Raw genomic sequence first — 20,201 nt, 5'->3', positions numbered from 1 at the left:
CTTAAGCGTGTGCGGCAAGTTGTTGTACCAATTGGTACGCCTTGCCTGAATTCATTGCCTCAATCGCTTGTTGCGTGTTGGCTTTTAAATCTTCGTGGCCGAATAGACGCATTAGTAGAGCTACGTTCACCGCCACTGCACCTAATTGTGCGTCTGTACCTTTACCCGTCAGAATATTGGTAATGATCGCTTTGTTTTCTTCAGGATCGCCACCTTTGATCGCTTCTAGTGGGTGTGCTTCTAGACCGAAGTCTGCAGGCGTTAGTTTGTATTCTGTGATCTTACCGTCTTTGATCTCTGCAACGGTTGTTTCACCGTGAATCGCCACTTCGTCCAGACCGCTACCGTGTACTACAGCGGCGCGCTTCATACCCATTTGTAGCATGGTTTCTGCGATAGGACGAACCAGTTCTTCACTATAAACGCCCATCAATTCGATGTTAGGACGAGCAGGGTTAATCAGTGGGCCAAGAATGTTAAAGATGGTGCGTGTTTTCATGGTTTGACGCACTGGCATCGCATGACGCACACCACCGTGGTATTGAGGTGCAAATAGGAAAGCAACACCGATATCGTCGACCGCTTTGCGCGTATCTTCTGCGCTCATGGCTAGGTTGATACCAAATGAATCAAGAAGGTCAGAAGAACCCGATTTGCTTGAAACGCTGCGGTTGCCGTGTTTTGCTACTTTTAGACCACATGCTGCAGCAACAAACGCCGCAGTGGTTGAGATATTGATGGTGTTGTGACCGTCGCCGCCGGTACCTACGATATCTGCGAAATCGTAATCTGGGCGAGGAAATGGGTTTGCGTTTGCCAGCAGTGCTTTTGCCGCGCCTGCAATTTCATCTGGCGTTTCGCCTTTGATTTTTAGTGCAGTCAGTGCTGATGCCATCAAAATTGGGTCTAGTTCACCACGGATGATGATGTCAAACAGCTGTTGGCTCTCTTCCTGAGTAAGCGATTCTTGCTCGTACAGTTTGGTAATAATAGGGTTGATGATTGCTTCCATATTTCCTCTCCTAAATTTCTTATGTGCCAAGTGCTTTTTAAGCAGTGAGTGGGTTCACTGAAGTTGATTCTTCAAGCGCCCATTCAATGGCATTGGCCAACAGTGTTGCTCCGTAGGTCGTCATAATAGATTCCGGGTGGAACTGGAACCCGCAAACTTTATCTTCTTCATGTACAACAGACATCACCAAGTCATCCACTTCTGCCGTGATGGTTAGACTCTCAGGAACCTTGGTCGCAACCAGCGAGTGGTAACGTGCAATCGCAAGTGGTGATGGTAGGTTTTGGTAAATCGCATGGTTTTGGTGCTCCATCATAGACACCTTACCGTGAATGATTTCGCCTGCACCAGCAACAGTGCCGCCGTACGCTTCAACAATCGCTTGGTGACCAAGACAAATACCGATCATCGGAACTTTGCCTTTCATGCGTTGGATAAGCTCTGGCATTGAGCCTGCTTCTGAAGGAGCACCAGGGCCGGGCGATAGCAGAACCACTGGGTTTTCAAGCTCGTTTACCGCTTGTTCGATGGTTTCTGCTGGGATGCTGTTTCGGTAAATCTTGACTGAGTGACCTAGCGAGCGGAACTGATCCACAAGGTTGTAGGTGAACGAGTCAAAGTTATCGATGAATACGATGTTCGCCATGTCTGCTACTCCTTGTTCGTAGGTTGAGAATGCGCTGCTTGAATAGCAGAGATTACCGCTTGTGCTTTACCGCGCGTTTCGTCTGCTTCCGCTTGTGGATCAGAGTCGAACACAACGCCTGCGCCTGCTTGAACTTGAGCAATGCCGTTCTCAACGTAAGCTGAGCGAATTACGATACATGTGTCGAGTGTACCTTCGCCGGTAAGGTAACCCACAGCACCGCCGTAGCTACCGCGTCGTGCGCCTTCTACATCGCGAATCAACTGCATTGCACGAATCTTTGGTGCGCCAGTGAGCGTGCCCATGTTCATACAAGCTTGGTATGCGTGCAGGGCGTCTAGGTCTTCACGCAGTTGACCAACCACACGAGATACTAAGTGCATTACGTGGCTGTAGCGGTCGACTTTTAGTAGGTCTGCTACGTGGCGAGTGCCAGCTTGAGCAATACGAGCGACGTCGTTACGTGCTAAGTCAACCAACATCATGTGTTCTGCGTTTTCTTTCATGTCGGTGCGCAGTTCAAGTTCGATGCGGCTATCTAGGTCGAAATCGATCTCGCCGTTAGGGCGCTTACCACGGCGACGAGTGCCTGCGATTGGGTAGATTTCAATTTGGTTGGTGTCGGTTTCGTACTTAAGCGCGCTTTCTGGTGATGCGCCAAACAAAGTGAACAGCTCATCTTGCATGTAGAACATGTAAGGGCTTGGGTTACTTTGTTTCAGTTCTTTGTAAGCAGCTAGTGGAGAAGGGCAAGGTAGAGTGAATCGGCGAGATGGTACAACTTGGAATACATCGCCTTTCACTACGAACTCTTTTAAGTCGCGAACAGTTTGACAGAAGTCTGCATCAGATACGCTAGGTTCTACCGTTACGTCAGCGACTTGTTTTGCGCTTGGCAGTAGTTTTGGCGCTGCACACTGAGCGCTAATTTCTGCAATACGAGTCTCTAACGCTGTTTTCTCTGAACCGTCAACAAACAACGTCGCTTGAAGCTGGCAAGATTCCGTTTGATGGTCGACAACAAGTAGTGTTTCCGCGACGTAGAAAACGTAATCTGGACACTGATTTGTTACTTCTGCATTACCAAGCGGCTCGAAGTTTGCGACTAAGTCGTAGGCAAACAGACCACCAAGGAAAATCGCGTGTTTGTCTTGCTGTGAAATATCAAAACTATGCTGAACCAAACGCAGCGCATCGAAAGAAGAGGCTTCACGTAGGCGAGAATCTTCATCTAACGTGTCGCATGGCTGGCTAAACTCCAAAGTCAGCGTTTCGCCATCGAACTTACTTTCAACGTCACCACGGATGTTCTGGTTTAGGTGAGACAGTAGGTTTTTACCGTTGTTGGTTAACGCCTGCATGTTTACAGTGTGGCCGTAACAAACGATGCGCACCGCTGAATCGACGATTAAAAGTGATTTTAGATTCTGTTTCGAATCAATTTCAGCGGATTCGAGAAGCAAGCTATCTCTTTTGTTCTCACAAATGGTATGGAACAAACGTGTTGGGTCTTGAGTGTAAGGAACCGAAGTCTTTAATACTTCTAGGCATCCAAGTTTCTTGATTTCTATGGCCTTATTCACAAGACCTCCTTGTAGCTGGCTAAATCTTCCTGCCGTACATAGTCGCATAAAGCAAACGTTCTCCCAATCTAGAGTTAGCCATATTCGATTAATGTTTAGGCAGTTGAATGTGAAATGAGCAACAAAACAAAAAAGCCCGCTTAAGTAGCGGGCTTTACAACGTTTGGTTCTATAAACTAGAAGTATACGTTTGCCCACCAAGAACTAGTCCAAGTGCGCCACCAAGCAAGATCTGATGAGTTTGTCTTATTAAGACAAACCGCAACTTTCGCTTTTTGGTTGTGGTTAAATTCTTGTAACATGGTGAACCTTAAATTACGTACTTTGTATTTGTGTACTAGTTAACTAGTGCGAGAGTAAAAAGTCAACCCCAAAACAACATTAAAACGATAAAAATATGAGAATTGATTTACATAGTCACACCACTGCATCGGACGGTCGGTTAGAGCCTAAAGATTTAGTGGAAAGGGCGCTGAGTTTTGATATCGAGGTTTTGGCGATCACTGATCACGATACGGTTGACGGTTTGGCGTTAGCCAAGCAACACGTTCAAGACAATAATTTGCCGATCAAAATCATCAACGGCATTGAGATATCGACTGTCTGGCAAAACAAAGACATTCATATTGTCGGCTTGAATATCGATCCGGAAAATGAACAATTATCCGTCCTCATCGAGCAGCAGAAGCAGCACCGCATAACAAGGTCAGAGTTGATTGCAGAGCGACTACAAAAAGCAACTCGGGAAGGTGTGCTCGAAGAAGTAAGGCAGATCGCCGGTGATGCGCCTGTTACGAGAGCGCACTTCGCGAAATGGTTGGTGGATAATGGTTACGCAAAAACCATGCAAATGGTGTTTAAAAAATACCTAACGCGTAATAACCCAGGTTATGTACCACCGAATTGGTGCTCGATGAAAGATGCGGTTGATGCTATCCATGCTGCTGGTGGTTTGGCGGTATTGGCGCATCCTGGAAGATATAAGTTGACAGCGAAGTGGATTAAGCGTCTTCTAGCAGCGTTTGTAGAAGCAAACGGCGATGCGATGGAAGTTGCACAGCCACAGCAAGCGCAACAAGAAAGGCGCAACTTGGCTGATTATGCTATACAATACAAACTATTAGCGTCTCAAGGCAGTGATTTTCACTACCCATCCCCTTGGATGGAGCTAGGAAGGAACCTTTGGTTGCCCGCAGGCGTCGAACCAGTTTGGAAAGATTGGGGTATTGATCCTTCGTTGGATATATCAAAGTAACCTCAAAGCGTGGGTTTCAGCATCAAATAACTGGAAAGTGTATATTGGGTATTAATGTGGCTTTCCTTGTCGTTGGAACTGAACAACACTTTGAATCTTGAAGTCACTTGATAAAGCACAACAAGGCGGCATTCAAGCTCCACATAAGAATATAGAGCCGAGAGGCTCGATAATGAGGAATTACAATGAGCCAGTTTTTTTACGTTCACCCAGAAAACCCACAGGCTCGCTTGATTAATCAAGCAGTAGCAATCATTCGTAACGGCGGCGTTGTGGTGTACCCTACCGATTCAGGGTACGCACTTGGCTGTCAGTTGGAGAACAAACAGGCACTGGAACGAATCTGTCAGATCCGTCGTCTGGATGATAAGCATAACTTTACATTACTGTGTCGTGATTTGTCGGAACTTTCTCTATATGCGCGAGTGGATAACTCTGCATTCCGACTACTGAAAAACAACACACCAGGTCCTTACACCTTCATCTTCAAAGGCACGAAAGAAGTGCCGCGTCGTTTGATGAACGCGAAACGTAAGACCATCGGTATCCGTGTTCCAGACAATCAAATTGCCTTGGACTTGTTGGAAGCATTAGGTGAACCGATGATGTCTACGTCGTTGATTCTACCTGGCAGTGACGTAACAGAGTCTGATCCGGAAGATATTCGCGATAAACTAGAACATGCGGTTGATGTGATTCTTAATGGCGGTTACTTAGGTGAACAGCCCACGACCGTCATTGATTTTAGCGAAGGTGAGCCTGTTGTGGTGCGTTTGGGATCAGGTGACCCGGCACCATTCGAATAATTCGACTAATAGACGTACACCACCGTCAAACAAAATAGGAGGCATCGCGCCTCCTATTTTAGTTGTCATATCGAATATCTCATTGAACTTAACTGTTTGAGATTAAGCGAAATCGAAAATGTCGATACCATTTTGTTCAGCATAGTTGATGTATGCAGAGCTCACGCCGTTTAATGTTACTTCGACATTGTATTCATCACTAGAGAATACTGCCCAGCCACACTCATTATAAGATAAAGTCAGATCATCCGCTGAATCCAAGAATGTATCTCGAATGCCATCATTGTCGGTGTCTCTGCCCATATCGAAGACAAGTTTGTCATGAAAAATATTAAAATCGACAATATCGGCTTTAATATCAATATCGTTGGAAGATACAGGTTGATCGGGTACACCAATAGCCAGGCGGTTTGTAAGCACGAAAGTGTCGTCTCCACAGCCGCCGCTCAGTACTGATTCACCATCGCCAACGACGAGCGTGTCGTTACCCCAACCCCCACTCAAGTAGTTGTTGCCTGAGTAATCAAAAATTGTATCATCGCCACAACCACCAAAGAGCTTGTCATTTCCTAATCCGCCCGATAGGAAGTCGTTGCCAAAGCCGCCAGAAACAAAGTCGTTCCCTCGGCCACCGAGCAAGGTATCGTCTCCCCAGCCCCCGAAGACAACATCATTGCCTCCGTATCCTACGAACTTATCATCACCACAGAAGCCGAAGAAAATATCGGTTGTTTCAGACCCTTTTGTACCGGTCATATCGTCATCTTGAGATGTCCCAAAAATCCAATTTAGGTCTAGATTTAGCATAGACATTGTTCTATTCCTTTTTGTCTGATTTATGCCAATCGCCGAAAATGCAGAGCTAATCTAGCTAGTTAAAATACACGATAACGTTAGTGTCATTTTTAATAGTAAATAGTGACTTACCGATGCTTCTTTCTTGCTATGAGTGCTCATTTATCCACGATGATTGGTATTACTTAGCAGCAAACAGGGACGGCTTATTCTTCGTTGCTTTCTAGCAATACGAACAGTAAACACACCCCAAGTGGTTATCGTTGTAACCCTGACAATTTTATCAGGTACTGCACGGTTAAAGTGGCTCGGGAAGACCGATATTAGTGGGATTCTCGCTGGGCAATATCAGCATTAAGTAGGAAAAAAGTTGCAGAATAGAGTAAATATTTTCGATGTTTTAAAGTGAATTTTGGGTGTGGAGAATAGCGCCGATTTAGCTTACATTAACTGAGAAAGTTACGTATAATGTCGAACCGAAAAATCCCACTGAAATGGGTAATTAGCAAAATACAGACCAATTCTGGTCTAGACGTCTGTGAAGACGACACATAGGTAGATAAATGAGCGAAAAGTTACAAAAAGTATTAGCACGTGCTGGTCACGGTTCTCGTCGTGAGATTGAATCGTTAATTAAATCTGGTCGCGTTAGCGTGAACGGTGTAGTCGCTAAGCTTGGTGAAAGACTTGAAGACGAGAGCAGCGTAGTTCGTATCGATGGTCACATTGTCTCTGCAAAGATTCAAGAAGAAGTGATTTGTCGTGTACTTGCGTACTACAAACCCGAGGGTGAACTGTGTACTCGTCACGATCCAGAAGGTCGTCGTACTGTTTTTGATCGTCTGCCAAAAATTCGTGGCTCTCGTTGGATTTCAGTTGGTCGTCTGGATGCGAACACTTCTGGTCTTCTGCTTTTCACAACGGATGGTGAACTGGCGAACCGCTTAATGCACCCAAGCCGCCAAGTTGAACGTGAATACCTAGTACGTGTGTTCGGTGAAGTAACTGAACAGAAAGTTCGTAATCTAGTAAAAGGTGTTGAACTGGAAGACGGTTTAGCTCGCTTTGAAGATGTTGTTTACGCGGGTGGTGAAGGCATGAACCACACGTTTTACGTTGTTATCAACGAAGGTCGTAACCGCGAAGTTCGTCGACTATGGGAATCGCAAGAGTGTACCGTTAGTCGTCTGAAACGTGTTCGTTACGGCGACATCTTCTTAGACAAGAAACTGCCTCGTGGTGGTTGGATGGAGCTTGACCTGAAAGAAGTAAACTACTTGCGTGAGCTTGTAGAGCTTCGTCCAGAGAAAGAAACCATGCTTGATCTGAACAAAGACAACACGTCACGCAAACGTGAGCGTGCACGCAGCCAAAAAATTCGTCGCGCAGTTAAGCGCCATGAAGAGCGTGTTAACACGCCAAAAGGCCGCAGCAACAACCCTTCTCGTCGTAAGCCGAAGAAGACTGCTGGTGACCAAGGCGCACGTAACAAGCATCGTTAATCGATAGCAAAACATCAGAAAGGCTTGCCAATTCGGCAAGCCTTTTTCTTATCTGTTACATAACAAAAGGATCTAAAGCCGATATAGAGAAGGATGTTTGGATAAACAAATATCGCAGCTAAACAAAACAGCAGATAAAAAAATACCAGCACTAGGCTGGTATTTTTTATCATGATGAAGAAACGTTAATCGCGTTTCCAAAGCATATGGCAGAACTTATGTTCAGGGTCTCGGCTGATTAGCATACGAGCAAATACGTCATCAAGAACGTCATTTTCCTCATTTACTAGGCCGATACGAACCTCTGCATATACTTCTTTGTCGATCTCGAAGCCAACATGTTCAACCCAGTCATCACCAGTTTCAACAAGTTCTGCGGCACCACGATCTTCAAATTGCGCAGTAAACAGAATCACGTCAGCAGGCTCTAGATTATCTGGAGCCATTTCAAGGAAAATGTCGTACGCTGCGTCGATGACGTCGTCGTAAGAAATCAAATCAGACATGCTTATGCTCGGCTCATGTATTTACGTTCAGCTGTGTTAATGATAACACGGTCACCAGTTGCAATGTACTCAGGAACCTGGATGACAAGACCTGAAGCGAAGCGTGCTGGTTTAGTACGAGCAGATGCAGAAGCACCTTTGATTGAAGGGTCAGTTTCTTCAATCACTAGCTCAACAGAAGATGGTAGTTCAATACCCACAGCAGCACCGTTAACAAGGATAATGTGGATACCTTGTGTATCTTCGTTGATGAACAGCATGTCGTCTTCAACTTCATTGTGCTTGAATGTGTATTGTGAGTAGTCTTCGTTATCCATGAAGATGTGCTCATCGCCGTCAGCATATGAGTACACAACTGCACGTTTGTTCATTTCTACCGTTTCAACAACGTCATCAGACTTGTAACGCTCATCTACACGTGCGCCCGTGTTTAGATCTGTACAACGCATTTTGTAGATTTTAGCGCCGCCACGACCGCCAGGAGTCGTTACTTCGATGTCTTTAACTAGAAGAGTTTTACCATTAGACTCGATTGCGAAGCCTTTTTTGATTTCACTTGCCTTTGGCATTGTATATTCCTATTCATACTTATTAAGCAAAACTCGGTGATTATAGCGCTAAGTTAGCCGCCTAGCATTAAAATTCATTGCAGAAATTTGTTGTTACTCCCATGACTAAACACCTGAATGGACTTGATTCAGTGAGTCGGCTAAGAGAACATATAGTCCAACTTCTTGAACCATCTGAGAACACGTTTTAAGTCATGTCTCTGCCTGTTATCGATCCTAAACAACCATTTCAACCAGAGTTTGCGCCTTTAATTAGAGAAGTCACTGCTTGTCTCAAAGGTGGACTGGGGCAAAACTTACACAGCGTTTATGTGTATGGTAGCGTCGCTCGCAAAACAGCGGTCGCTGGGAGGTCGAACTTAGACCTGGTTGTCGTTACTCAATCATCCTTTGAGCACAATCGCGCGACTTTGCTCAACACAATTAAGTGGCGTGCGCAGCAGAGTTACCCTCAAGTTAATGGTGTATCGGTCCGTACAGCCTTAGTGAGCGAAGTAGCTAATTTAGATAGTATTTTCACTTGGGGCTTTATGCTTAAGCATTGCTGTGTCTGTGTTTATGGTGATGATCTAGCAGACTGTTTTGGTGATTACGTCCCAAGTTGGGAAATTGCTAAGCACTGGAATATGGATGTGGAAGATTGGATTACGGTGTATCGCAAAAAAATCGTCCAAGCGAAGACGATAGAAGAGCAGGTGGCCGCTCAACGCGTGATTGCTAAAAAGCTACTAAGGGCGTCATACTCTTTGGTGATGTATCGAGATAAACGTTGGTTTGATGACCCTATACAATGTGGCAAGGTATTCTTAACTTATCATCCTGAAAAGCAGCTTGAGATCGAGCGGCTAGAAATTTTACTTTCTGGCCGGGGTATTCCCAAGCGTTCTGTTATCGGGCTAATTGATGCGTTTGGTGATTGGTTAGTCAAACAGTACCAGAAAACAGAGTTTCGTATCGGTTAAAACAACCCCATTTGAGGCGCTGAAAGCCTGTCAAAATCCGTCCCAATGAAAGGGAGAATCGCATCTGCAACGGGTTTGAGTTGTTTATCAATGTAATGTTGATAATCAATCGGGCTATTGAGGTACTCATAAGGTTCAGGACCGTTCACGGTTATAATGTATTCAATTCGTCCTTTGTTTTGATACTGTAATGGGCGTCCAAGCTTGGCATTTATCTCATCCGCTAAACGAGCTGCACGCACTTGTGGCGGGACGTTCTTCTGATACTCATGCAGTTTTCTGCGCAGTCGCTTTTGATACACTAACTGTTCATCAAATTCACCGTTGTTAGTTTTCTCAACCATCTCTCGGACATAGTCGCTTGGGTCTTCACCATGGAAAATCATGCTATAGAGTGTATTTTGAAATTTCTGTGCTAACGAGGTCCAGTCAGTACGGGCACTTTCTAACCCTTTAAATACAATCCGCTCTTGCTCTCCTTCACCGATTAAACCCGCATAGCGCTTTTTCGAGCCAGTTTCTGCGCCACGAATCGTTGGCATAAGGAATCTGCGATAGTGGGTTTCATATTCAATTTCCAACATAGATGTTAGGTTGTACTCAGAGCGCAGATGTTCTTGCCACCAAGAGTTGATGTAATCAACTAATTGATTTCCAACAGCGTCGGCTTCTACTTGACTGTATGGTCGATTCAACGACACAAATGTGGAATCCGTATCGCCGTAAATCACTTGATAGCCTTGTTCCTCAATCAGCACTTTAGTTTGCTTCATGATCTCATGTCCGCGCATGGTAATACTAGAAGCTAACCGAGTATCAAAGAAACGACATCCCGATGACCCCAGTACGCCATAAAACGAGTTCATGATGATTTTGATTGCCTGAGAAAAAGCTTTTTCATTGTTCTTCTTTGCAACATCACGTGCTGCCCAAAGCTTTTCAATCATTTCTGGTAAAAAGTGTTTCGTACGATGGAACTGTCCACCGCGAAAGCCAGGAACAGCCTGATTATCTTCTTTTCCAATATCGAGTAATAACCCCTCAACCAAACCCATAGGATCAATCAAGAAAGAGCGAATAATCGATGGATATAGACTCTTAAAATCCAATACTAAAACGGAATCATATAGGTTAGGGATGGAGTCCATCACGTAACCGCCGGGGCTCGCAATCCAATTTTCAGGGTGTAGGTTTGGGGCAACGTAGCCTGCTCGGTGTATCTGAGGCATGTATAGGTTTGTGAATGCTGCAACCGAACCGCCTACACGATCCAGTTCTACACCAGTGAGCCGAGAACGCTCTATTGCAAAGTCAAGCAGGTGAGTGTGATTGAAAATCTTATTCACCAACACGCAGTCTTGTAAATTATATTTAGCCAGCGATGGTTTGTCGGAGCGGTACATACGATTGATCTCATCCATGCGGTCATGAACGTTGTGGATTTCTTTCCCTTCCCCTAAGAGTTCTTGAGATACAGACTCTAATGACCAAGACCGAAAGTGATAAGTCGCCGTTTTTAACGTATCGATACCATCCATCACAACTCGCCCTGGAATGGAGATAAACCCTTGTTGGCTTTGAGATGAACTTCTAAAAAAGCTGGCTTGGTCTGCTCTACCAAGCATTAGCTTCATGTTGTGCCATTCTGCTCGTTTGTGTAACAGACGAAAGTCAAAATCAATGACATTCCAACCGACAATGACATCGGGGTCGAATTTTTTAAACCAATCGATGAGTGCTTCTAGAAGCGCCTTTTCATCCTGGACCCATTGTATCGGTGTATCCGAAGGTTCTGGTTCTCCGATCATGATAACGCGGAAATCCATGACGCTGTCTAACCCGATGGAGTAAAGAATGCCTTTCTCAGAGCATTCTAGATCTAACGAGACAACGTTTAACTTCGGCTCATATTGCCCCGCACGGCATTTTGCGTTCTGGACGCGTTGGTAGCCATTGGTACGAGTCACATTGCCTGTAAACTCAATACTGCCTTTAATAAAACGCTCCATGAGGTAGCGATCGGCGAGGCGAATATCACTTTCGTAAGTGGTGATATCTTTTTGAGCGAATGTGTCTTTAAGTGTGAGAGCGTCTCTGGTTACATTGGTATAGCAGGCAGCAAGAGGCGTATGTTCAAACGTTTTGAGATCCAACAGGCGGATGTCGACGGGTATGTTTTTTTCTCGCGCGAGTGTTTTTGCTTGCTCTGAGTGTTTCTGAGCGATGAAAAATACTGGCTTCTCACCATTAATAAGTAACTGAGTAGGACCTGCTTCTGTCGAAAGCCACAGCTCGATTTGAGTTTGACCTTTGATGTCTCGTGCCTGTCGAGTAAGCAGAAAGCCTTGTTGGATATTCAAATGTGAGAAACCTTAGAAAACTTGAAGAACGCTAGTTTAACATTAAGAACTGTAAAAATAACCAGTAAAGAAAACGGTTCAAATTTTTGCTGGAATTAGTGATTACAAGTTAGCCTCTGGTGCAAGAGGGACAGTGTCATTTTAAGTTATAGCGTGTTTCTCTGGGCAATATGAAACCTAGTTACTTGATTTATTGTACTTAATGTTGTTAATTGTCTTTTCTTAGATTTCGGTTCTGCTCATCACGCTCTAAAATAATAGAGTGGTTTATGAATAAGTTCTTGCTAAAGTTTGCGTTTCAGCACATATTCATAGAAAGCAATTTTTTGTCGATTACGTTAGTATATAGGCAGTCATACTGATATCCACATTTAACAAATAATGGTTATGTGGGTGCAGAACCAATACAAAGTGTGGAGATACAAGTTTGATAAATGTTTTCCTTGTAGATGATCACGAGCTGGTTCGCACAGGGATACGACGTATTATTGAAGACGTCCGTGGAATGAACGTAGCAGGAGAAGCTGACAGCGGTGAAGATGCAGTAAAATGGTGTCGCAGTAATCATGCTGACGTCGTTTTAATGGACATGAACATGCCAGGAATTGGTGGCTTGGAAGCCACTAAAAAAATTCTTCGCGTGAATCCTGATGTGAAAATCATCGTACTTACCGTTCATACAGAAAACCCGTTTCCAACCAAGGTGATGCAGGCAGGTGCGTCTGGTTATTTAACCAAAGGTGCTGGCCCTGATGAAATGGTGAATGCGATTCGTGTAGTTAATAGTGGGCAGCGTTACATCTCACCAGAGATTGCGCAGCAGATGGCATTGAGTCAATTTTCTCCAGCCTCTGAGAACCCTTTTAAAGACTTATCCGAACGTGAATTGCAGATCATGCTTATGATCACCAAAGGCCAAAAGGTAACGGATATTTCTGAGCAACTTAATTTAAGTCCAAAGACAGTCAACAGCTATCGCTACCGACTCTTTAGTAAATTGGACATTAATGGTGACGTTGAGTTAACTCACTTAGCGATCCGCCACGGAATGCTGGACACCGAGACCCTTTAGTGTGAATCCTCCCTTCGATTCGGCTTCCTTTCTCAAGACAGTAACTCATCAGCCCGGCGTTTACAGAATGTACAACGCCGAAGCTGTTGTCATCTATGTAGGTAAAGCCAAAGACCTAAAAAAGCGCCTTTCAAGCTACTTTCGAAAAAAAGTAGACAGTGAGAAAACTCGCGCGCTTGTCAGTAATATCGCCAAAATTGACGTCACAGTGACTCACACTGAGACAGAAGCGCTGATCTTAGAGCATAACTATATCAAGCAGTATTTACCGAAATACAATGTTTTGCTGCGAGATGATAAGTCTTACCCTTATATCTTTATTAGCGGTCATAAGCACCCACGGCTTTCTATCCACCGTGGCGCCAAGAAGCGCAAAGGTGAATATTTTGGCCCCTACCCAGATTCTGGTGCAGTAAGAGAAACATTGCATTTGCTGCAAAAGATATTTCCTGTGCGCCAGTGTGAAGACACTGTCTATTCCAACCGAACGCGCCCATGTTTGATGTACCAAATTGGCCGTTGTGCAGGACCATGCGTTAATACCATCATTTCTGATGAAGAATACGCAGAGTTGGTTAGCTTTGTGCGTATGTTTTTGCAAGGCAAAGACCAGCAAGTACTCAAACAACTGATCGAGAAAATGGAAGTTGCCAGTCAGCAATTGCGCTTTGAATATGCCGCTAAATTTCGCGATCAAATCCAAGCGATTAGACGTGTTCAAGAGCAGCAGTACGTCTCAGAAGACAGCATGGATGATATGGATGTACTAGGGTTTGCTCAGGAGAATGGTATTGCGTGTATTCATATCCTGATGATACGCCAAGGCAAAGTGCTTGGTAGCCGTAGCCATTTTCCGAAAATCCCACAAAATACAAGCCAGCAGGAAGTGTTCGATAGTTTTCTGACTCAATACTATTTGAGCCATAACGAAGCGCGCACGATTCCTTCTCGTATTATTTTGAATCAAGAGTTGGCAGAAGATATTGCGCCAATACAGAAAGCGTTAAGTGAAGTGGCAGGTCGTAAGGTTCATTTCCATACCTCGCCAACAGGCTCTCGAGCAAGGTATCTCAAGCTTTCGAACACGAATGCACTAACGGCGATTACCACCAAAATCAATCACAAGATGACGATTAATCAGCGTTTTCATGCGCTTCGCGAAACATTGAAGTTGGAGTCTATTGCTCGAATGGAGTGTTTTGATATCTCTCATACCATGGGGGAAAGTACGATTGCATCGTGTGTGGTGTTCAACAATGAAGGCCCCGTTAAGCAGGAGTATCGTCGCTATAACATCACTGGGATTACCGGTGGTGACGATTACGCTGCAATGGGACAAGCGTTGGAGCGCCGTTATTCGAAGCAATTGGACGTAGAGAAAATTCCCGACATCATCTTTATCGATGGTGGTAAAGGTCAGTTAAATCGTGCGCATGATATTATTTCGCAATATTGGGGTGATTGGCCAAAGCGTCCCATCATGATTGGTATTGCGAAAGGGGTCACTCGCAAACCAGGCTTAGAAACGCTGATTACAGTCGATGGAGACGAGTTTCATTTACCAAGCGATGCTCCAGCGCTGCACCTTATTCAACATATTCGTGATGAAAGCCATAACCATGCTATAGCGGGGCATCGTGCTAAGCGAGGTAAAACCAGACGTACGAGTGCACTCGAAGGGATTGAGGGAATCGGCCCTAAACGACGTCAGGCGTTACTCAAGTACATGGGTGGGTTACAAGAACTTAAACGTGCAAGTGTCGAAGAAATCGCCAAAGTACCGGGAATAAGTCACTCTTTAGCAGAAATTATTTTCCAAGCATTGAAACAATAAGGAAAATCGCGCAACATTAAGCCGCAATGTGTAAGAGAATAATAAAATGCGTTTGAATATCCCGAACATTCTGTCTCTTCTTAGACTGTTCCTAATCCCTGTTTTTGTGGTTGTCTTTTATCTACCTTATTCATGGGCACCGTTTGCAGCAGCAATGGTGTTTTGGGTAGCGGGTTTTACTGACTGGCTTGACGGCATGTTGGCCCGTAAACTTGGCCAAACTTCTCGTTTTGGTGCGTTTATTGATCCTGTTGCTGATAAAGTGCTAGTGGCAACGGCATTGATTTTAATCACGGAACATTACCATTCAATTTGGGTGACCATTCCTGCGGTAACGATGATCGCGCGAGAAATCATTATCTCAGCATTGCGAGAATGGATGGCTGAAATCGGTAAGCGAGCCAGTGTTGCGGTATCTTGGGTTGGCAAAGTAAAAACTGTTTCGCAAATGTTCGCCTTATGGGTGTTGATATGGCGTTACGATGAATGGATGGTTTGGCTAGGCTTTGCGGCCTTGTATGTGGCAACTTTCTTGACGTACTGGTCAATGATTCAATATTTAGCTGCTGCGAAAGATGATCTGTTGAATGAAGAGCATCATTAAATTCTGATATTAGAAAGCAGGCTTAATAGCCTGCTTTTTTGTATCTAAGATAATCTACAGCATTTCCTTGCTTCTCACGTTTTTTAATGCTTGCTAACGGCCATGCTTGAAATTTCTATCTGAGTTCCTGTTTCGATAGAATTCCATATGTGATCTAAGTCTTGTTTTTGCCCTTGGAGAGTCTCAGAGAAGCGAGTCTCCTGATTGTTAACGCTTCAATACACGTAACGCACGGCCAGCAGTGTAAGGCGTAGCCAAAGTTTTATGATAAACAAGTGTATTTAAGCGATTTTTAGTATTAAAACTAAGCAATCTACCGTCTTTCGCACAAATTCTAGTCAAACGATTTAAAAAAATAAAAATAGTGTTGACTCGATCGCTCGAATCCGTAGAATGCATCCCGTACCCAAGAGAGCACAGCTCAGTAGGGTGGTGAAAAAGCTTAGCTTTATTCACAAATGAGGCGCCTTGGCAGAGTGGCTATGCAGCGGATTGCAAATCCGTGGACCTCGGTTCGACTCCGGGAGGCGCCTCCATTATTCTTTTGAGAGTGAATGGCTTTCGAGAATAAATGCGACACTAGCTCAGTTGGTAGAGCGCAACCTTGCCAAGGTTGAGGTCACGAGTTCGAACCTCGTGTGTCGCTCCAAATTTTATTGATATGGCGTTAGCGGTATCAGATGGTGTTTTACTTTTCTGTAAAGGCATCACAAAGAATATTTGTGTGCCCTGGTGGTGGAATTGGTAGACACAAGGGATTTAAAATCCCTCGACGTTCGCGTTGTGCCGGTTCAAGTCCGGCCCGGGGCACCATCTCATATTAAACGCGACACTAGCTCAGTTGGTAGAGCGCAACCTTGCCAAGGTTGAGGTCACGAGTTCGAACCTCGTGTGTCGCTCCAGATTTAAGGCCCAGCATGAAAATGTTGGGCCTTTTTTGTATTTCTTCAAATCTTAAATTTCTTCTCTGTGATGGATTTCGTTAAGCACTGAGCTCCTTCAGCTTACTAACTTAACTTCTTGTTAATTTTAGTCATAGCAACGTCACTTCATGGCCATACCCATCCAGCTAGTTTAAGTTTAGTCAATCAAAGTTCTGTGAATAAAGACTCATCGCTTTAGGCTGAGCAGTAACGTAAATACTAGCTCTGTTAAATACCTTGGATACTGAAAATAATGTTCTACGATTAGAGAGTGGTATGTTCATAAACCGTTTTGGTTCATGGTGCTGATATTGTAAGGATATTTGTTTAAATAACAGGTATTTGAGAAAAGAAGAAAAGCGTTGTAGATGAGTATGAATGTACAAATATCACTAGGGGGAACTTTGTTGTGATTTGCGTCACTGTTACTAATATGAAAAATCGTTGCCAGAAGATTTTATTTTGTGATAAATTCGCGCGCAATCTCGGAGCGTAATTAACAACGTTTGATCTCTGGGGGATACGCGTAGTGACCATTCAAGCTGATTGTGACACTGCGTAGGGTAGGTATCGGCAAAGCCTTTTGTCGATAGACGGGATACTAATGCTGTAAAAGCGGCATATTAATGGGAAACCCAACATTGAAACCTTTGAATAAACACACACTAATCAGCTTCATACTGCCGAAATGTCCTGTTTTACAAAACGGGTGCATTACGGAACCTTGATTAATCCCTTTTACATATAAAGTCACGAATATCGTGGCAGATGATCTGTATTTGTCATTTTGCACTGACAAATGCGGAGGGGTATACACACCTCCTGTAACTTCATTCCAATGATTATTAATACAGGATATAGAATTATTATAATTCAAGGGATTATGTAGTATGAGCACTGCCTTTGAAGTCGATAGCAATATCGCAAACATTTTTTCGTCTCAGGTTCCTATCGTTGAGGGAACGTATGACTTAACGCCAGATCAAGTATTGATTGATCAGGCTGAGCATGAATCTGAAGTGCGTTCTTATCCACGTCGCTTGCCAATCGCAATCAAACAAGCTTTTGGTTGCTTGGTTGAAGATACACGTGGACAGATCTTTTTAGACTGCCTTGCGGGGGCGGGCACTCTAGCTTTGGGGTATAACCATCCTGAAATAAACCAAGCTCTGAAAGAGCAATTAGATTCGGGTCTGCCATATCAGACGCTAGATATTGCAACATCAGCAAAAACGACGTTTATTCAATCTGTTAAATCTTTTCTTCCTCAAGAGTTAAGTGAGAACAGCGTTATCCAATTTTGTGGTCCGTCTGGAGCCGATGCAGTTGAAGCCGCGATCAAACTCGCAAAGCAGACTACTGGTCGCAACACCATGTTTGCTTTTCGTGGCGCATATCATGGTATGACTAACGGCACAATGGGCATGATGGGCAACCTAGGTACGAAAGCGCGTCGAACTGGTTTAATGTCAGATGTGCACTTTATGCCTTTCCCATACAATCTGCGTTGTCCATTTGGGCTTGGCGGTGATGAAGGTGCGAAAGCAAGCATTCGCTATATCGATCGTCTTTTAAACGATGATGAATCGGGCATTATGAAGCCTGCTGCGCTCATCGTTGAGCCAGTGCAAGGTGAGGGTGGTGTTGTTCCTGCGCCAGCATTCTGGCTGCGAGAGTTACGTCGTATTTGTGATGAACACGGTATCTTACTGATCTTCGATGAGATCCAGTGTGGTGTTGGTAAAACTGGCTACAATTTCGCATTTGAAGAGTCGGGAATTGTTCCAGATATCCTGTGTTTATCAAAAGCTATTGGCGGTGGCTTACCAATGTCGCTATTGGTTATCAACAAGCAGCATGATACTTGGAAGCCGGGCGAACACACAGGTACGTTTCGTGGCAATCAGTTAGCCATGGTCTCTGGTGCGAAAGCATTAGAAATCATCCAGCGTGACAATCTGGTTGAGCATGCCAATATTGCGGGCCAGTATTTGCGCTATGGTCTTGAAAGCATTCAAAAGCGCGTGAACTGTATCGCGGAAGTACGTGGCAAAGGTTTGATGCTTGGTGTGGAGATTAAAAATCCAAACGGCGAGCTCAATAAATTTGGCGAACCTCAAGCGGATAGTGAACTCACTCTTTCCATTCAACGCGCAGCACTTGAGCGTGGCTTGATCGTTGAGAAAGGCGGACGTGAAGGTGCAGTAATTCGCTTCCTTCCTCCTCTTATCATCTCGTTTGAGCAAATCGACTTTGCTTTACGTGTATTTGAAGACGCGATTTTAGCAGCCGGCGGTAGTCACATCGAAACTCAGCCACAAGATGAATGGAAGAAGCATTTCATCCACACTGGAGAGTTGGGCAGCAATGAGTTTGCTTCGGTGATGAATCACACTACGACAGCAATGAAATCAGTGTTTGAACAGGTTGCTGCACCATACTCAGGTATGGATCCAAAAGCATTGGAAGCAGCGATCCATGCTGTTGATCTTGACAATAAAAATGCGCCTCTCAAAACGGTTATTGATGATGCTGCCGAGTTGGTCGCAAAAAATGCGATTTTTACTCAACATCCAGATTGTATTGCTCACCTTCATACTCCACCGTTGATGCCTGCTATTGCCGCAGAGGCAATGATTGCGGCTTTGAACCAGTCAATGGACTCATGGGATCAAGCTTCATCAGCGACTTATGTTGAACAGAAAGTTGTGAACTGGCTATGCGATAAATACGAGTTAGGTGAAAAAGCGGACGGTATCTTCACGAGCGGCGGCACGCAAAGTAATCAAATGGGTTTGATGCTTGCGCGTGATTGGATTGCTGACAAACTCAGTGCGCACTCAATTCAAAAGCTTGGCCTTCCTGAATACGCAGACAAGCTGCGTATAGTGTGTTCGAAAAAATCCCACTTCACGGTTCAAAAATCAGCGTCTTGGATGGGATTGGGTGAAAAAGCGGTTATGACCGTCGATGCTAATGCCGATGGAACGATGGATGTCACTAAGTTAGACGAAGTTCTAAATCAGGCAAAAGCAGAAGGTTTGATCCCATTTGCAATTGTCGGCACAGCGGGTACTACGGATCACGGTGCTATTGATGACCTAGACTTTATCGCCGATATGGCAGCGAAACATGACATGTGGATGCACGTCGACGGTGCATACGGGGGAGCTCTGATTCTAAGTAGCCAAAAAGCCCGTTTGAAAGGTTGTGAGCGTGCACACTCCATCAGCGTAGACTTCCACAAGTTATTTTACCAAACCATCAGTTGTGGTGCGCTGTTGGTGAATGACAAGTCTAACTTTAAGTTCCTGCTTCATCATGCAGACTATTTGAACCGCGAGCACGACGAACTACCGAACTTGGTGGATAAGTCTATTGCTACAACTAAGCGTTTTGATGCGCTAAAAGTGTTTATGACGATGCAAAGCGTGGGGCCAAAAGCCCTAGGCGATATGTACGATCATTTGCTTGATCAGACGCTTGAAGTTGCGGACATGATTCGAGATAACAAACACTTTGAGTTGTTGGCTGAACCATCGCTATCTACGGTTCTGTTCCGCGCGATACATGAATCAGCGGATCTTGATGAACTGAATAAAACGTTGCGCTTAGAAGCGTTAACACGCGGTATCGCGATATTGGGTGAAACCATTGTCGACGGTAAAACTGCATTGAAATTTACGATTTTGAACCCGTGTCTGACGACGGCGGACTTTGAATCTTTGCTCTCAAAAATCAATACGCTAGCGGCAGAGCTAGTTTAACAAAG

The 20,201-nt window shown here is 44.5% G+C and carries 16 protein-coding genes, 4 tRNA genes and 1 other annotated feature; of the genes, 12 read left to right on the top strand and 8 right to left on the bottom strand.

Annotation, left to right across the window (positions count from 1 at the left end; translation table 11 throughout):
* Window position 1: 1 nt before the first annotated feature.
* The 4 genes from trpD to CBX98_RS15365 form a co-directional block, all read right to left on the bottom strand.
* Window positions 2–1,012 (bottom strand): anthranilate phosphoribosyltransferase, encoded by a 1,011-nt coding sequence (trpD, locus tag CBX98_RS15380; protein ID WP_017635721.1) that lies wholly within the window; start codon window positions 1,010–1,012, stop codon window positions 2–4.
* 37 nt (window positions 1,013–1,049) lie between these two features.
* Complete coding sequence (locus tag CBX98_RS15375) at window positions 1,050–1,658, bottom strand: aminodeoxychorismate/anthranilate synthase component II (protein WP_109169702.1); 609 nt, start codon at window positions 1,656–1,658, stop codon at window positions 1,050–1,052.
* Between the two features lie 5 nt (window positions 1,659–1,663).
* Window positions 1,664–3,241 (bottom strand): anthranilate synthase component 1, encoded by a 1,578-nt coding sequence (locus CBX98_RS15370; RefSeq protein WP_109169701.1) that lies wholly within the window; start codon window positions 3,239–3,241, stop codon window positions 1,664–1,666.
* Between the two features lie 126 nt (window positions 3,242–3,367).
* Window positions 3,368–3,471, bottom strand: a sequence feature (Trp leader region).
* Window positions 3,418–3,543 (bottom strand): Trp operon leader peptide, encoded by a 126-nt coding sequence (locus tag CBX98_RS15365; protein WP_109169700.1) that lies wholly within the window; start codon window positions 3,541–3,543, stop codon window positions 3,418–3,420. (Overlaps the previous feature by 54 nt.)
* A 95-nt stretch (window positions 3,544–3,638) precedes the next feature.
* On the opposite strand from CBX98_RS15365, the gene CBX98_RS15360 reads away from it, so the two are divergent.
* Both CBX98_RS15360 and CBX98_RS15355 read left to right on the top strand, forming a co-directional pair.
* Window positions 3,639–4,496 carry a PHP domain-containing protein gene (locus CBX98_RS15360; protein ID WP_109169699.1) on the top strand — a complete coding sequence of 286 codons (858 nt, stop codon included), beginning with the start codon at window positions 3,639–3,641 and terminating at the stop codon, window positions 4,494–4,496.
* A gap of 185 nt (window positions 4,497–4,681) precedes the next feature.
* Window positions 4,682–5,302 carry an L-threonylcarbamoyladenylate synthase gene (locus CBX98_RS15355; RefSeq protein ID WP_005376791.1) on the top strand — a complete coding sequence of 207 codons (621 nt, stop codon included), beginning with the start codon at window positions 4,682–4,684 and terminating at the stop codon, window positions 5,300–5,302.
* A 102-nt stretch (window positions 5,303–5,404) separates the two neighbouring features.
* Here CBX98_RS15355 and CBX98_RS15350 read toward each other — a convergent pair whose 3' ends face one another.
* Window positions 5,405–6,115, bottom strand: coding sequence for a calcium-binding protein (locus CBX98_RS15350; RefSeq protein WP_005394815.1), 711 nt, complete (start codon window positions 6,113–6,115; stop codon window positions 5,405–5,407).
* Window positions 6,116–6,660: 545 nt separating this feature from the next.
* Between CBX98_RS15350 and rluB the strand changes: the two genes are divergently transcribed.
* Complete coding sequence (gene rluB / locus CBX98_RS15345; protein WP_005376798.1) at window positions 6,661–7,599, top strand: 23S rRNA pseudouridine(2605) synthase RluB; 939 nt, start codon at window positions 6,661–6,663, stop codon at window positions 7,597–7,599.
* Between the two features lie 185 nt (window positions 7,600–7,784).
* On the opposite strand, the gene CBX98_RS15340 is transcribed toward rluB, so the two are convergent.
* Window positions 7,785–8,105: an HI1450 family dsDNA-mimic protein gene (locus CBX98_RS15340; protein ID WP_005376800.1), complete on the bottom strand. Its 321-nt coding sequence runs from the start codon at window positions 8,103–8,105 to the stop codon at window positions 7,785–7,787.
* A 2-nt stretch (window positions 8,106–8,107) separates the two neighbouring features.
* Complete coding sequence (gene yeiP, locus CBX98_RS15335; protein ID WP_005376801.1) at window positions 8,108–8,674, bottom strand: elongation factor P-like protein YeiP; 567 nt, start codon at window positions 8,672–8,674, stop codon at window positions 8,108–8,110.
* 194 nt (window positions 8,675–8,868) lie between these two features.
* Here yeiP and CBX98_RS15330 point away from each other — a divergent pair, with 194 nt between their 5' ends.
* Window positions 8,869–9,636, top strand: a complete 768-nt coding sequence (locus CBX98_RS15330; protein ID WP_012841624.1) for a hypothetical protein — start codon at window positions 8,869–8,871, stop codon at window positions 9,634–9,636.
* Here CBX98_RS15330 and CBX98_RS15325 read toward each other — a convergent pair.
* Entirely contained in the window at window positions 9,633–11,996 is a 2,364-nt protein-coding gene (locus tag CBX98_RS15325) for a DNA polymerase II (protein ID WP_109169698.1), read from the bottom strand. The two genes, CBX98_RS15330 and CBX98_RS15325, sit on opposite strands and share 4 nt — an antisense overlap.
* A 427-nt stretch (window positions 11,997–12,423) precedes the next feature.
* On the opposite strand from CBX98_RS15325, the gene uvrY reads away from it, so the two are divergent.
* The 8 genes from uvrY to CBX98_RS15285 all read left to right on the top strand — a co-directional run bounded on the left by uvrY (window position 12,424) and on the right by CBX98_RS15285 (window position 20,196).
* Window positions 12,424–13,068 (top strand): UvrY/SirA/GacA family response regulator transcription factor, encoded by a 645-nt coding sequence (gene uvrY, locus CBX98_RS15320; protein ID WP_005386783.1) that lies wholly within the window; start codon window positions 12,424–12,426, stop codon window positions 13,066–13,068.
* Between the two features lies 1 nt (window position 13,069).
* Window positions 13,070–14,902, top strand: coding sequence for an excinuclease ABC subunit UvrC (gene uvrC / locus CBX98_RS15315; protein ID WP_109169697.1), 1,833 nt, complete (start codon window positions 13,070–13,072; stop codon window positions 14,900–14,902).
* A 46-nt stretch (window positions 14,903–14,948) separates the two neighbouring features.
* Window positions 14,949–15,506, top strand: coding sequence for a CDP-diacylglycerol--glycerol-3-phosphate 3-phosphatidyltransferase (gene pgsA / locus CBX98_RS15310; protein ID WP_005394805.1), 558 nt, complete (start codon window positions 14,949–14,951; stop codon window positions 15,504–15,506).
* A 462-nt stretch (window positions 15,507–15,968) separates the two neighbouring features.
* A tRNA-Cys gene (locus CBX98_RS15305) sits at window positions 15,969–16,042 on the top strand.
* Between the two features lie 37 nt (window positions 16,043–16,079).
* Window positions 16,080–16,155: transfer RNA gene (locus tag CBX98_RS15300), tRNA-Gly, on the top strand.
* 77 nt (window positions 16,156–16,232) lie between these two features.
* Window positions 16,233–16,319, top strand: a tRNA-Leu gene (locus CBX98_RS15295).
* Between the two features lie 13 nt (window positions 16,320–16,332).
* Window positions 16,333–16,408: transfer RNA gene (locus CBX98_RS15290), tRNA-Gly, on the top strand.
* Between the two features lie 911 nt (window positions 16,409–17,319).
* A complete protein-coding gene (locus CBX98_RS15285) occupies window positions 17,320–20,196 on the top strand; it encodes a pyridoxal phosphate-dependent class III aminotransferase (RefSeq protein WP_109169696.1) in 2,877 nt (958 codons plus the stop codon).
* Window positions 20,197–20,201 lie beyond the last annotated feature (5 nt).

Origin of the sequence: Vibrio sp. T9 (genome assembly GCF_003123985.1) — a bacterium.
GTDB lineage: Bacteria > Pseudomonadota > Gammaproteobacteria > Enterobacterales > Vibrionaceae > Vibrio > Vibrio diabolicus.
This window is presented reverse-complemented; position numbering and strand designations above follow the sequence as displayed.

Excerpts from the sequence above, each read along its gene's own strand:
- CBX98_RS15365 (WP_109169700.1), bottom strand. The coding sequence starts at position 3,543 with ATGTTACAAGAATTTAACCACAACCAAAAAGCGAAAGTTGCGGTTTGT.
- CBX98_RS15330 (WP_012841624.1), top strand. The coding sequence starts at position 8,869 with ATGTCTCTGCCTGTTATCGATCCTAAACAACCATTTCAACCAGAGTTT.
- rluB (WP_005376798.1), top strand. The coding sequence starts at position 6,661 with ATGAGCGAAAAGTTACAAAAAGTATTAGCACGTGCTGGTCACGGTTCT.
- CBX98_RS15285 (WP_109169696.1), top strand. The coding sequence starts at position 17,320 with ATGAGCACTGCCTTTGAAGTCGATAGCAATATCGCAAACATTTTTTCG.
- CBX98_RS15375 (WP_109169702.1), bottom strand. The coding sequence starts at position 1,658 with ATGGCGAACATCGTATTCATCGATAACTTTGACTCGTTCACCTACAAC.
- CBX98_RS15355 (WP_005376791.1), top strand. The coding sequence starts at position 4,682 with ATGAGCCAGTTTTTTTACGTTCACCCAGAAAACCCACAGGCTCGCTTG.
- pgsA (WP_005394805.1), top strand. The coding sequence starts at position 14,949 with ATGCGTTTGAATATCCCGAACATTCTGTCTCTTCTTAGACTGTTCCTA.
- trpD (WP_017635721.1), bottom strand. The coding sequence starts at position 1,012 with ATGGAAGCAATCATCAACCCTATTATTACCAAACTGTACGAGCAAGAA.
- CBX98_RS15340 (WP_005376800.1), bottom strand. The coding sequence starts at position 8,105 with ATGTCTGATTTGATTTCTTACGACGACGTCATCGACGCAGCGTACGAC.
- CBX98_RS15360 (WP_109169699.1), top strand. The coding sequence starts at position 3,639 with ATGAGAATTGATTTACATAGTCACACCACTGCATCGGACGGTCGGTTA.
- yeiP (WP_005376801.1), bottom strand. The coding sequence starts at position 8,674 with ATGCCAAAGGCAAGTGAAATCAAAAAAGGCTTCGCAATCGAGTCTAAT.
- CBX98_RS15350 (WP_005394815.1), bottom strand. The coding sequence starts at position 6,115 with ATGTCTATGCTAAATCTAGACCTAAATTGGATTTTTGGGACATCTCAA.